The following is a 12,705-nucleotide window of genomic DNA, read 5'->3' on the forward strand; positions in this document are numbered from 1 at the left end:
CTGGTAAATTAACTTCAGGAGTAGTGCCGGGCAGGTGCGGCAGCACTGTTTACGAAAGCTAAACCGGAAAAAGTTGATTTTGTTCTGGCCTGAAACATTTTCGCTGATCCTGCTTAACTTAGTAGTTACAATATGTGCTATGAACATACTAGTAGTGGAAGACGAGCCTAATGTGGTAGCTTTCGTGAAGAAAGGCTTACAGGAACAGTCGTATGAGGTAGATGTGGCGTACGACGGGCAAACAGGGCTGAGCCTGGCGCGCCAGAAAGATTACTCGCTCATTATACTGGATGTTATTCTTCCGAATAGCAACGGAATTCAGCTATGCAGTGATATCCGGAAGCAAAATGCTCATGTGCCCATCCTGATGCTTACTGCTTTGGGAACCACCGACGATGTGGTAAAAGGCCTGGATGCCGGGGCGGATGACTACCTGACCAAACCATTCAAATTTAAAGAGCTGTTGGCCCGGGTGAGGGCTCTTAAAAGGCGAAAGAATTTAGCTAGGGCAAGCGATATACTTACTCTTGCCGATCTGGAAGTAAACCTGGCTACAAAGTCGGCGGTGCGCAGCGGGAAAGAGATTAAGTTAACTGCTAAAGAATTTCTGTTGCTCGAATACTTTATACGTAACAAGGGCAAAGTCTTATCGCGATTAGACCTGCTGGAGAATGTGTGGGGGCTGAACTTCGATTTGAGCTCCAGTGTGGTAGAGGTATATGTAAATTATCTCCGAAATAAAATAGACAAGAGCTTTGAGGTGAAGCTAATTCATACAGTACCCGGAACGGGCTACGTTTTTAAAGTGCAGTAATTTTTTCTATGACCTTTAGCACCAAACTCACCCTGTCGTTTACCTTTCTGTTTGTGGCCATCTTCTGTATTATGGGTATTACAGTTTACTTTTTCTCAGAACGCTATACCAGGCAGGAGTTCCGGGAGCGGCTGCAGGACAGGGCGCACGTTACGGCGCAACTATACCTCGATGAAGATGAATTAAGCCCCAGAATGATGCAGCGCGTAAGGGTACAGTTCACTAAATCACTACCCGAGGAGGAGGTGCACCTGTATCACCTGAACCGTACACCTGCTTTTGAGTCTGATAGTATTGATCTACCCAACCTGGAGCAGGTGTTCGACAGACTGAATAGGGAGCTTTCCATTCACTTTATGAACAATGAGCGCCAGTGGGTAGGAAGGTTGTTCGACGACAACCAGGGAAGGTTTTATGTGCTGGTGTCGGCGCAGGATCTGTACGGGCAAAGCAAGCTGCGAAACCTGCAGGAGGTATTGCTGATCTCTTTCCTGGTGAGCCTGGTACTGGTGGTGATCTGCGCACGCTTTTTTACCAGGCAAGTGCTGCAGCCTATCAGTGGCATTGTGCATGAGGTCAATGAAATAAGGGCCTCTAACCTGCACTTGCGTGTAAAGGAGCGCAATGTGAAAGATGAGATTGGTTATCTTACCAAAACATTTAACCAGATGCTCGATAGGCTGGAGATGGCATTCGAGATGCAGAAAAACTTCATTTCCAATGCCTCACATGAGCTTCGTAATCCCATAACAGCCATTAGCGGCGAAATTGAAGTTGCCCTGTTACGCAAGCGGGAACCGGAGGAGTACATGGCTTCGCTGGAGATACTGCAAAAGGAGACGGATCGTTTGCAAAAGCTCACCAGCGATCTGCTGCGGCTTACGCAAACCGGTTTTGATGAAGTAGACATGCGGCAGGAGGATGTGCGCTTAGATGAACTGCTGCTGGAGTGCATCGACGAACAGCAGCGGGCAAACCAACTGGCCAGGGTGCTGCTGCACCTGGAGGAGATGCCCGAAGATCCTGATCTGCTTCGGATAAAGGGAAACGTAAGTCTGCTGAAGATAGCTTTGGGCAATGTGATGGATAATGCCAGTAAATTTTCTGGTAATCAGGAGGTACATGTATGGCTTCGGCTGACAGATGCACAGGTAACGGTGGTGGTGCAGGATAAGGGAATGGGTATACCTGCCAACGAACAGGCACATGTTTTCCAGACCTTTTATAGGGCGCAGAATGCCCGTGGTCACAGCGGTACAGGCATTGGTCTGTCGCTGACAGACAAGATCATCAGGCTACACAACGGAAACATGCGTTTTACCTCAGAGCTGGGTGTAGGCACCACGTTTAGTATCAGCTTTAAGAGGTAAGGCGTAGAAAAATAAAAGTGGCAGCAGGTGGTGTTTGTATATGTCTGTAAGATTTCTTTGCGATTTGCGGTGCAGGATGCGTTTGTAAACACTGTCAAAAAGCAGCAGGAAAATGAGCAGTGTAAGTACAGTCCCGCTCATCAGTCCGCCGATTACCACCATCGGCAATGGTCTGAACCAATGTCTGTAGAGAGTGCGGCAGGTAACAGACCAATAGCTGCCATTCCTGCTTTTGATAAGTTACGAAGCAGTATACAACAAGTACAGAACTAAGGTTCAATCATCTTAATTTGATAATGTGGCTTTATTTCTGTGTATTTGCATCGTGTTGGAAGGTGAGGAGGGTATTTTTCATTTTAAATGAGCAAAATGTATGTTTATTTCCATTAGCAGTTTTATAGTTGCAAATGATATGGCTCCTGAGGTGAAAGAAGCTTTCAGGCAAAGACCACACCTAGTCGATAATGCGGAAGGATTTATAAAGCTGCAGGTAATAAGCCCGCAGGAGAATCCGAACGAGATCTGGTTGATGACCTACTGGACCGATGAAGAAAGCTTTAATGTATGGTACAAAAGTCATATGTACCACGATGTGCATAAAGGAATTCCGAAAGGACTAAAGCTGGTGCCTGGAAGTGTTCAGATTAAACGATTCGAGCATATCTGCGAATAAATCAATAAAATAAGCCGTAAAAAGCCAGCCAAATTATTTTGAACTTACCAGAAAGCTCAAAACAATTTGGCTGGCTTTTCGTTTTTATTTGTAAATATGCTGCATGCATACTATTTTTGAGTGAGTCCTTACTACGGGCGAAGCTATAACTTCGCTTAATTATGAATTATAAATTATGAATGAGCTAACGCTTTAAGAAAAGTAAGCATGGCTAGTGGGAGTTGAGCTGAATTTGATTCAACCTATTTAATAAGCAGGCGCCACGGCAGTAGTGCAAACATTCATACATTTCTAATTCATAATTGGGTGAAACTCTATTCGTCTTCGTAGTCGAGGCCCATCATTTTATTGTAAGCCTGCTGCAGTTCTGAGAAAGCGTGCATGTTGCCTTCCTGGCGGCTTATCTGCATTCCTTTCTTATAAATGCGCTCTGCTACATCGTTCTGTCCAAACTCTTCGTACAGTTTAGCAGCGTGATAGTAAGTGCCAACATAATTTTCGTGCTCAGCAAGCAGTCTCTCATAATATTCCATTGCTTTCTGCTTATCGGTATTGCGATATTCAGTTGCGATGGCATAAATAGTGAAAGGGTCACTTGGGTCTTCCTCCAGGAATCTGAAAAGTTGCTCTAATCTGTTTTGAGACATTTCGAAAATGCTATATTTATTAAATAATTAACTTGCACAAATTTAAATTTAAAAGCTAACATTTCTAATCATGAAAATATTAGTTTGTATCAGTAACGTTCCGGATACTACCTCTAAAATCAATTTTACAGGCGATAATAAGGAGTTCGATAAGAACGGCGTACAATTCGTCATCAATCCGTGGGATGAATACGCTTTAACCAGAGCCATAGAATTGAAAGAGGCTAAAGGCGGATCAGTTACTGTTCTGAATGTAGGGGAGGCAGATGCCGAACCGAATATACGTAAGGCACTTGCTATTGGCGCAGACGACGCTATCCGTGTAAACGCACATCCGAAGGATGCTTTCTTTGTAGCAGCTCAAATAGCGGCTGTGGCAAAAGACGGAGGCTACGATATGATCCTGATGGGCCGTGAGTCGATTGACTATAACGGATTCCAGGTACACAACATGGTGGGCGAAATGCTGGGCATTCCATCTGTTACCCCGGCTTTTAAACTGGATATGGTAGACGACAGCACTGCACGCCTCGAAAAGGAAATTGAGGGTGGCAAAGAAGTGGTTGAAGTAAAACTGCCGTTTGTGGCCAGTGCGCAGCAGCCAATGTGTGAGCCGCGCATCCCGAATATGCGTGGTATCATGACGGCCCGTACCAAGCCCCTGAAAGTAGTAGAACCTGCAGGAGGTGAGGCCAAATCGGAATACGTAAGTTTTAGCAAGCCAGAGAAAAAAGGTGGCGTACGTATGATCGATGCCGATAATGCGGCAGAATTAATTTCATTGTTAAGAAACGAAGCTAAAGTACTATAACGATATGTCTGTATTAGTATTTGTAGAAGGTCTCCATGGAGAGATCAAGAAATCCTCACTGGAGGCGGCTTTTTACGGAAGCCAGGTAGCCCAGAGCTTAGGAACGACTGCTACGGCAGTAGCCATTGGCGATGTAACCGAAGATGCGCTGACTAAGCTTGGTGCACAAGGTATAAGCAAAGTTCTGTTTGATGCCGATGAGCGCCTGAAGCAGTTTGTGGCAGAAGCCTATGTAAAAGTAATCGCAAAAGCCGTGGCACAGGAAGGAGCAAAAGTATTGGTGTTTGCCCATTCTAACATAGGTGCGGCTGTTGGTTCGCGTTTGGCAGTACGCCTGAATGGCTCATTAGCGACCAATGTTACCTCTCTGCCGAAGACAGACGGAGGCAGTTTTGTAGTAACACGCAGTGTTTTTTCAGGAAAAGCCTTTGCCGATGTAAATCTTTATGCAGAAGTTAAGATAATTGCTGTGCAGAAAAATTCTTTTGAGTTAACTTCGCAGGAGGGAAATACGGCAAGCGTAGAAAGATTCTCTGCCGAGGTAAGTGATGCAGACTTTGGTGCTGCTCCAAAAGAAACCGTTCTGCTGGATACGGGCGGCAGTGTGCCGCTGCAGGAAGCAGAAATTGTGGTATCAGGCGGACGTGGCTTAAAAGGCCCTGAAAACTGGCACCTGGTAGAAGATCTGGCAAAAGCGCTTGGAGCAGCTACAGCCTGTTCTAAACCTGTATCAGACATGGACTGGCGCCCGCACCACGAGCACGTTGGCCAGACTGGTATTACCGTAAGCCCTAACCTATACATTGCCATAGGCATTTCTGGTGCTATTCAGCACTTGGCGGGGGTTAACTCTTCTAAAGTGATTGTCGTTATTAATAAGGACGCAGAAGCACCATTCTTTAAAGCCGCTGATTATGGCATAGTTGGGGATGCTTTTGAGGTAGTTCCTAAATTAATTGAAGCCGCGAAGGCTTTAGACAAATAGAAATAGAAGAACAAAACGTGAAAAAAATTCAGTTAGAGATACTCGGCCTTTCTTCCAGTCAGTCGCAGACAGGATCGTTCGCACTGGTGTTAGGTGAAAGAGAGGGAAACAGAAGATTGCCTATTATTATCGGGATGTTTGAGGCACAATCTATCGCTATTCAGATAGAGAAGATTAACCCGAACCGGCCGCTCACACACGATTTGTTCAAAACATTTGCCGAACAAATGAATGTGAGCATAACCGAGATTCTCATTTCCGATCTGAAAGAAGGCGTGTTCTATTCCAAGATTATGTGTACTGATGGCGTTAAAGATTTCGAGTTGGATGCAAGGCCATCCGATGCAATTGCCATCGGTCTTCGTTTTGGAGTTCCGATCTATACAGTAGAAAGTGTATTGTCGGAAGCGGGTATTATCTTAAGCGACCTGGAAGATGAAGAAGAGGATAGCAGTGAAATGCTGAAAAGCAGCAGTTCCTCCGCATCCACTAGCAGCAATACGAGCAGCTCTAAAGAATCTTTAAGTCAGACGTCAGTAGACGAATTAAATAAATTGTTGAACGATGCACTGGAAAAAGAGGATTACGAGCGCGCTGCCAAAATCCGGGACGAACTGAATAAACGAAACTAGGTATAATTTACAGACCTTTGAAAAGTCCTGTACCGAGAAGGTGCAGGACTTTTTGTTTTATGATATTTTAGGAGTACTTTTGGCAAATTTTCCTGCCATTGTATGCTTGATATCTTCAGAGGGTTTATAGGTCTGATCGCCTTGTTAGCCATCGCTTTTCTTTTTTCCAAAAATAAAAAACGCATCGACTGGAAGCTGGTAGGCTTCGGTGTTTTCCTGCAACTCTTTTTTGGGGTTATGGTTACGCAAGTGCCCTTTGTTGCTGATGCCTTTGCCTTTGTAAGTAAGTTGTTTGTAAAGCTTTTGAGCTTTTCACAGGCCGGAGCCGAGTTTCTGTTCGGAAACCTGGCAAATCCTGCTCAGAATGGTGGATTGGGTTTTATTTTCGCCTTTTCAGTATTGCCTACTATTATCTTTTTCTCTACTGTTTCGGCTGGTTTATACTACCTCGGCGTGTTGCAGAAAATAGTTTTCGGGATTGCCTGGATTATGTCTAAAGGCATGCGCCTGTCTGGTGCCGAAAGTTTATCAGCGGCCGGGAACATCTTTTTAGGGCAGACGGAGGCCCCGCTACTGGTGCGCCCCTTTATTGGCAATATGACCCGTTCTGAGCTGATGTGCCTGATGACCGGTGGTATGGCTACCCTGGCGGGTGGTGTACTGGCTGCTTATGTGGCTTTTCTGGGAGGGGATGACCCGGCGCAGCAGGCTATCTTTGCAGCGCACCTCTTAACGGCTTCTATTATGAATGCCCCTGCCGGCATTGTGCTGGCTAAAATGTTGGTGCCTGAAACAGAACCTGAAAAAATAAATACCGCATTAGAGGTAAACGAGGAGCAGCTTGGTGTAAACCTGGTAGATGCCTTGTCGCGGGGAGCAGCGGATGGCTTAAGGCTGGCAGCCAATGTGGGAGGTATGTTGTTGGCTTTTATAGCTGTAATAGCGCTTTTAAACTATATCCTTATTAAAATAGGTGGCGTAACCGGTTTAAATGAAATGGTTATCAGCAGCACCAATGGGCAGTTCGATGGATTTTCCTTTCAGTATATACTGGGGCAGGTATTCAGAATTTTTGCTTTTATAATGGGGGTGCCTTGGGTAGATACCCTGCAGGTGGGTAGCTTGTTAGGCCAGAAAACAGCCGTAAACGAATTTGTTGCTTACCTGGACTTGGCAAATATGAAGGCTGCAGGTACGTTAAGCCCTAAATCGCTGGTGATGGCTACGTATGCGCTGTGCGGTTTTTCTAACTTCAGTTCTATAGCCATACAAATCGGAGGTATAGGAAGCATGGCACCTGGGCAGCAGGGAAATCTTTCTAAGTTAGGCTTCCTGGCACTTCTTGGTGCTTCGCTAGCCTGTATGATGACGGCAACAGTAGCTGGTATGCTCTTTAGTTTAGACGCTTAAGCATTCAACATAAACTCAGGTTAAAAAGGGAAGTCCCCGCTCTCCGTTAAGAGCGGGGACTTCCCTTTTTTTCGCCATCAAGTTGTTGCAAATGAACTTTATGAATAAGTGCAGAGTTGGGTGTAGCAAATTATATTCACGCCAACTATTTTTAAATGAAGGGAGCATCTACCGGTTTTGGAAAGGGTATATTTGTTCTAGCTGTCTTGGTTTTGATAGCCCTGCCTGCAACACTTGTGGCGCAGGTGAAAATGGAGAAGCACAGTAAGAGCTACAGGCAAAGCTTTGATGAATTGCCTGCTTCGGGAACAGGTGCCTGGGCAAGTGGCCAGGAGTATTTGCCCGGTTGGCGTGTAACCAGAAGCGTAACAACAGACGACAAGCTTACTGCCGGGAACGGATCAAGTAATACCGGAGGTCTCTATAGTTATGGTAGCAACAACTCTTCCGACAGAGCTTTAGGTGCCGTAACTTCTCTTAATGCCGGAGAGTTTGCCTATAACCTGCTTCTACAGAACAAAACAGGCGCTACTGTTAGTGCAGTCGAAGTAAGTTACTATGGCGAGCAGTGGCGCAGCGGGAGTGTTACGACCAATGTACAGCATATTTCCTGCTGGTATATTATTACCGATAATCCGTCTGCGGTAAATCTGTCTCCGAAAACCGATATTGGCTGGACAGAAGTTCCTGCGCTTCATTTCAAAAGCCCCGTAAACAGAACTGCCGGGGGAGCATTAAACGGAAATTCACCAGCTAACAGATCCTTTCTTGCCACTTTTCTGCCCGACGAAATTCCGGCTGAACATTACCTGCTGTTGCGTTGGAAAGATGCCGATGAACCTGAAATGGACCATGGGCTGGCTATTGATGATGTTAGCGTCAGCTGGACTGTTGAAGATGACTATATTGTACTGCCCGTGGAGCTGATGAACTTTAAAGCCAGCATAGCAGACGATTTTATTGTACTGGATTGGGACACTGCCTCTGAAACTGAAAATGACTTTTATGAAGTAGAGCGAAGCCTCAATGGCCATTTTTTTCAGTCTATCGGCAAAGTAATGGGAGCAGGCAATTCATCTCAGACGATACATTATACATTCAAAGATATGCTTCCGGTTGCAGGTACCTTATACTATAGGTTAAAGCAGGTGGATTTTAACAAAAAGGTTTCTTATTCCTCTATAATAGCTAAAGAGTGGGCGCCCAGCGCTCCTAAAGCAATTCTTTTTCCTACCATCACGTCAGAATGGCTTACTGTGGAGTTACCGCATACTTCTTCCAGCCACATGATGCAGGTTATTTCCAAGGCAGGGCACAGGGTCATGACACAGACTATTAGCAGAAGGGGAGGCTACTATGTGCTCGACGTTTCCGGGCTCAGCAGGGGCACTTACCTGTTGGTGCTTCAGGATGAACAGGGACAGAAAAAAACGCAACAGTTCATTAAGAAGTAGCTCTTTTCCGATGTCCGGGTATTAGCATGGTCTGCTGGGGTAATCATGGCATTTTAATAAAATTTACGGTGTAGGAAAGCAGCCGCGCATGTTGCGTTACGTGCATGCGAGTAAGGTATAATTAAAAAGAAAAGGCAGGCATATGAAAGGGAGCCGGCAAGTCATATTGCCAGATTCGTATTTAATAACTACCTTAGTAGCAGATTTTTAGTTTGGCCTGGCTTTTTGCATGTCAGCTTTTTTAAAAGAATTAATCATAAGGAAATACTTTATTCTTGATTCTCAAGCTTGAACGGTTTAGCCATGGTTTCTAACCAACAATACAATACCATTACTTGTTTTTAAAGTTATATACATGAGCTATACAGATGCAACTGTTTCTGCACGATATAAAGTAGTTTCTTATGAGGAGGCATCATCAGAAGTAAAGGAAATTTATGATGAAACCATGCGGGTGCTACAGTTACCTTTTGTCTTGAATTGGTTTAAGTGCCAGGGAAGCAATGCTACCTTACTGCGTGGAAACTGGACGAAGCTGAAGTCTACCCTGATTGAAGGACAGGTACCCAATATTCTGAAACAACTGATCATTTACAATGCCTCCAAACAAAGAGGCTGCGATTACTGTGCCCATGCCCACGGCTTATTTGCCGATAGCATGAGCAGCATGATCAGCGACGATGAAAACTTTAAGGTAACGGCCAATCTGGATGCGCCTGCTTTGCCAAACAGCTATAAGGTAGCCGTAAAACTGGTAACAAAGGCTGCGCTTCATCCTGAAGCTGTAAATGAGAATGATTTCCAGGATTTGGAAAAGGAAGGTTTCTCTGAGGAAGAGATTTTAGAATTAATGTCTCAGGCTGACTTAGTTAATATGTTAAATACAATTGCAACTTTATCTGGTATAAAAATTGATAATGAGCTGCTCGAAGCAGAGTTTTAGAATATTATTCCTTTTATAGTTTTAGATGCAGTGATAGTATCAGACAATCAAGTTTTCAGAATTACCTACGAAGCTTTTTCAAAGTTTTCAAATTGCCTGATCAAAAGCCAGACTTTCGATGAGCTGGCTTCCTGCTTTAAAATTAATCTGAAGTACCTTTTTAATTTTCATACTTTCAGAGCCAGTTATCGGCGCGGGAATACCTGCATACACCTTATGGTAACCTCTCAGGGAGCTACCATAGAAATTGATGAGAAACTTCATTATCTGGCGTATGAGGAGCTTTTGCATGAGAAGGGAATTCCAATGTTCTGGCCTGATCCGTATGTGTTTAACTTACCGGAGGCATACCAGGTACCTGCTTCCGAAGAGGCAGAACTTTGGGGCTGGTGTTTTAACCATGGGCAGCAACGCGAGATAATTGTTTCCCTTTTAGCCGGAAAGAGCCAGCAGTTCACAAAAAAACATATTCCTTTTTTAACCCTTGTGGCTGAAAATCTGGAATCCAAGCTGCTGGAATTATGTTTGTTCAGAGAACTGGATGAGAAGAACCTGAAACTACAGGATGCGCTCACCACTATTCATAGTAAGAACAAAGAAATTTCCTCCATTATAGAGGTGCAGAAAGAAATTATAGGCATGCGGACACAGGAACTTTCGGCTAAAAATGAGAAGCTCCTGGAAATATCTGTTTTAAACGCGCATCATGTTCGCGAGCCTTTAAGCCGTATTCTGGGGCTTATTTCTGTAATGGAGTATTATAAATCAGTTGAAGAAATTAAAGTAGAAGTTTTACCCAGGCTGAGAAAGTCATCGCAGGATCTTGACTTGGCTTTGCAGGATGTAATATCCAAAGCAACGAAAGACCTGGTTGAATTAAAAGCCTAAGTATATAAAGATGAAGAAAGTTTTGCTTGTGGATGATGTGGAGATATCTAACTTTATCATGCTTAGGATGATAGAGAATTTTGCCCCATCTTATGTAGTTCAGGACTTCACTGATCCTGTTGCTGCTTTTTCATCGTTGGAAGCTTATGGTCCGGATGTTGTTTTTCTGGATCTGAACATGCCTGTAATGGATGGTTGGCAGTTCCTGAACAGTATGAAGGAAAAGAACCTGAACTATAAAGTGTATGTTCTTACTTCTTCTACCAGCGAGCTGGACAAACAACGTGCAGCTGCTTACGGCAATGTGGTTAACTTTCTTATAAAGCCTATCGAAGAAGCCGATATTGAGCATATACTCCAGGTAATATAGCCTTTCTTGCTAAGCCTGCAGCCATCATTTAAACTGCTCCTGCGGTTGGCCTGCCCCTGTTAGCTGTATATGGCCATTGCTCTGGCCGGACAGCACTCACCTGTATATTAGGATGTATAAATACTTAACGCTACCTTTGTGGCTATATGACTCTTTTTGCTGTAGTAGAACTATAGTTGGTCTTTTACAGTTGAAGAGGTATAGATGGAAGTAAATGCAGGAATAGATCAGATCTTCCTGTTCAATCTTTTTCTCATCTCTTAACTGCTCTGTAAAATGAAAAGAGCAGCCTTATTTAGAAAAATCAATTAATGACATTCGAGAACTTAAACCTTATAGAGCCTATTTTAAAGGCTCTGCAAACTGAAGGTTATACCAAGCCAACTCCTATTCAGGCGCAGGCGATACCATACATACTTCAGAAAAGAGACCTGCTGGGCTGCGCTCAGACCGGTACCGGAAAAACAGCTGCTTTTTCCATTCCTATTCTGCAGTTGCTATACAATCAGCCAAAGCAGAAAGGACATAAAACTATAAAATCTCTTATTTTAACGCCTACTCGTGAGCTTGCTATACAGATTGGCGAAAGCATGGCTGCTTACGGTAGCAATACTGGCTTAAAGCATACCGTTATTTTTGGTGGTGTGCCGCAACGCCCGCAAACAGATGCCCTAAGAGCTGGCATCGATATACTGGTTGCCACACCTGGTCGTTTGCTCGACCTGATGGGGCAGAAGTTTATAGACCTGCAGCATATAGAATTGTTTGTACTGGATGAGGCAGACCGCATGCTGGACATGGGCTTTATACATGATGTGAAAAAAGTGCTTAAAGTGTTGCCTGAGAAAAAGCAGTCTTTGTTCTTCTCAGCCACTATGGCTCCCGAAATCATGAAATTGGCTGATACCATTCTGGTAGATCCTGCTAAAGTGGAAGTAACGCCTGTTTCGTCTACCGCCAATACCATTCAGCAGGCAGTATATTATGTGAAGAAGTCGGATAAGAAAAACCTCCTGATTCACCTGCTGAAGGATGGGACCATAGATCGTGCCCTTGTGTTTACACGCACAAAGCATGGGGCTGACCGGGTGGCGAAAGATATGACAAAAGCCGGTGTACAGGCCGAGGCTATTCATGGCAATAAATCCCAGAATGCCCGTGTTCGTGCTCTCAATAACTTCAAGAGCAGCGAAACCCGTGTGCTGGTAGCAACAGATATAGCAGCCAGGGGAATAGATGTAGACGATCTGTCGCATGTGATCAACTATGAGTTGCCAAACGAGCCTGAAACCTACGTACACCGTATTGGCCGAACAGGGCGTGCAGGTGCCAGTGGGGTAGCTTTGTCTTTTTGCGATGCCGAAGAGACAGCTTACCTGGTAAGTATACAAAAGCTAATTAACAAATCGGTGCCCGTGATTGATAACCACCCGTACCCGCTTACAGCCAAAGATTTTGCCGAGGCAGCCACCACGGTAAAGCAGCAAAAAGGCAGAGGCGGACGTGGAGGCAGAAACCGTGTCAACGCACCACAAGGCAGTTCCGGCGGTGGGAACAGACCTAATTCAGCCACCGGAGGCGCAAATGCCGGTGGTCAGAACAGGCGTTGGGGTAACAAACCAAAGTCTGCCAAAGCCTGACAGGTACGGCACAAACAGAAGAGGCGGGAATTAATTCCCGCCTCTTCTGTTTGTGCCGTACCTGTTAT

13 protein-coding genes are annotated in these 12,705 nt (G+C 44.7%); 12 read left to right on the top strand and 1 reads right to left on the bottom strand.

Features of this window, described 5'->3' with window-relative positions; genetic code table 11:
• Positions 1 to 139 precede the first annotated feature (139 nt).
• The 3 genes from C1N53_RS01925 (at position 140) to C1N53_RS01935 (ending at position 2,857) form a co-directional block, all read left to right on the top strand.
• Positions 140 to 814, top strand: a complete 675-nt coding sequence (locus C1N53_RS01925) for a response regulator transcription factor (protein WP_137757720.1) — start codon at positions 140 to 142, stop codon at positions 812 to 814.
• 8 nt (positions 815 to 822) lie between these two features.
• Positions 823 to 2,184: a cell wall metabolism sensor histidine kinase WalK gene (locus C1N53_RS01930; RefSeq protein ID WP_137757721.1), complete on the top strand. Its 1,362-nt coding sequence runs from the start codon at positions 823 to 825 to the stop codon at positions 2,182 to 2,184.
• A 373-nt stretch (positions 2,185 to 2,557) separates the two neighbouring features.
• Entirely contained in the window at positions 2,558 to 2,857 is a 300-nt protein-coding gene (locus C1N53_RS01935) for an antibiotic biosynthesis monooxygenase (protein ID WP_137757722.1), read from the top strand.
• Between the two features lie 314 nt (positions 2,858 to 3,171).
• Here the strand turns inward: C1N53_RS01935 and C1N53_RS01940 are convergent, their stop codons facing one another.
• On the bottom strand, positions 3,172 to 3,504 hold the full coding sequence (locus tag C1N53_RS01940) for a tetratricopeptide repeat protein (protein WP_137757723.1): 333 nt from the start codon (positions 3,502 to 3,504) through the stop codon (positions 3,172 to 3,174).
• A gap of 70 nt (positions 3,505 to 3,574) precedes the next feature.
• On the opposite strand from C1N53_RS01940, the gene C1N53_RS01945 reads away from it, so the two are divergent.
• The 9 genes from C1N53_RS01945 (at position 3,575) to C1N53_RS01985 (ending at position 12,637) form a co-directional block, all read left to right on the top strand.
• Positions 3,575 to 4,315 carry an electron transfer flavoprotein subunit beta/FixA family protein gene (locus C1N53_RS01945; protein ID WP_137757724.1) on the top strand — a complete coding sequence of 247 codons (741 nt, stop codon included), beginning with the start codon at positions 3,575 to 3,577 and terminating at the stop codon, positions 4,313 to 4,315.
• A gap of 4 nt (positions 4,316 to 4,319) precedes the next feature.
• On the top strand, positions 4,320 to 5,300 hold the full coding sequence (locus C1N53_RS01950; RefSeq protein WP_137757725.1) for an electron transfer flavoprotein subunit alpha/FixB family protein: 981 nt from the start codon (positions 4,320 to 4,322) through the stop codon (positions 5,298 to 5,300).
• A gap of 17 nt (positions 5,301 to 5,317) precedes the next feature.
• Positions 5,318 to 5,932, top strand: coding sequence for a bifunctional nuclease family protein (locus C1N53_RS01955; RefSeq protein WP_137757726.1), 615 nt, complete (start codon positions 5,318 to 5,320; stop codon positions 5,930 to 5,932).
• Positions 5,933 to 6,034: 102 nt separating this feature from the next.
• The gene (locus C1N53_RS01960) at positions 6,035 to 7,342 is read left to right on the top strand and encodes a NupC/NupG family nucleoside CNT transporter (protein WP_137757727.1); all 1,308 of its coding nucleotides are present in this window, start codon (positions 6,035 to 6,037) and stop codon (positions 7,340 to 7,342) included.
• 212 nt (positions 7,343 to 7,554) lie between these two features.
• Entirely contained in the window at positions 7,555 to 8,796 is a 1,242-nt protein-coding gene (locus C1N53_RS01965; protein ID WP_137757728.1) for a T9SS type A sorting domain-containing protein, read from the top strand.
• Between the two features lie 355 nt (positions 8,797 to 9,151).
• On the top strand, positions 9,152 to 9,739 hold the full coding sequence (locus tag C1N53_RS01970) for a carboxymuconolactone decarboxylase family protein (protein WP_137757729.1): 588 nt from the start codon (positions 9,152 to 9,154) through the stop codon (positions 9,737 to 9,739).
• 30 nt (positions 9,740 to 9,769) lie between these two features.
• Entirely contained in the window at positions 9,770 to 10,627 is an 858-nt protein-coding gene (locus tag C1N53_RS01975) for a hypothetical protein (RefSeq protein ID WP_137757730.1), read from the top strand.
• A 10-nt stretch (positions 10,628 to 10,637) separates the two neighbouring features.
• Entirely contained in the window at positions 10,638 to 10,997 is a 360-nt protein-coding gene (locus tag C1N53_RS01980) for a response regulator (protein WP_137757731.1), read from the top strand.
• A gap of 311 nt (positions 10,998 to 11,308) precedes the next feature.
• Positions 11,309 to 12,637: a DEAD/DEAH box helicase gene (locus tag C1N53_RS01985; RefSeq protein WP_137757732.1), complete on the top strand. Its 1,329-nt coding sequence runs from the start codon at positions 11,309 to 11,311 to the stop codon at positions 12,635 to 12,637.
• Positions 12,638 to 12,705: the final 68 nt, after the last annotated feature.

Source organism: Pontibacter sp. SGAir0037, from assembly GCF_005491705.1.
Taxonomy (GTDB): domain Bacteria; phylum Bacteroidota; class Bacteroidia; order Cytophagales; family Hymenobacteraceae; genus Pontibacter.

Bases quoted from the DNA above. Each gene is read 5' to 3' on its own strand.
- C1N53_RS01925 (WP_137757720.1), top strand. From the start codon at position 140: ATGAACATACTAGTAGTGGAAGACGAGCCTAATGTGGTAGCTTTCGTG.
- C1N53_RS01930 (WP_137757721.1), top strand. From the start codon at position 823: ATGACCTTTAGCACCAAACTCACCCTGTCGTTTACCTTTCTGTTTGTG.
- C1N53_RS01935 (WP_137757722.1), top strand. From the start codon at position 2,558: ATGTTTATTTCCATTAGCAGTTTTATAGTTGCAAATGATATGGCTCCT.
- C1N53_RS01985 (WP_137757732.1), top strand. From the start codon at position 11,309: ATGACATTCGAGAACTTAAACCTTATAGAGCCTATTTTAAAGGCTCTG.
- C1N53_RS01970 (WP_137757729.1), top strand. From the start codon at position 9,152: ATGAGCTATACAGATGCAACTGTTTCTGCACGATATAAAGTAGTTTCT.
- C1N53_RS01945 (WP_137757724.1), top strand. From the start codon at position 3,575: ATGAAAATATTAGTTTGTATCAGTAACGTTCCGGATACTACCTCTAAA.
- C1N53_RS01940 (WP_137757723.1), bottom strand. From the start codon at position 3,504: ATGTCTCAAAACAGATTAGAGCAACTTTTCAGATTCCTGGAGGAAGAC.
- C1N53_RS01980 (WP_137757731.1), top strand. From the start codon at position 10,638: ATGAAGAAAGTTTTGCTTGTGGATGATGTGGAGATATCTAACTTTATC.
- C1N53_RS01960 (WP_137757727.1), top strand. From the start codon at position 6,035: ATGCTTGATATCTTCAGAGGGTTTATAGGTCTGATCGCCTTGTTAGCC.
- C1N53_RS01950 (WP_137757725.1), top strand. From the start codon at position 4,320: ATGTCTGTATTAGTATTTGTAGAAGGTCTCCATGGAGAGATCAAGAAA.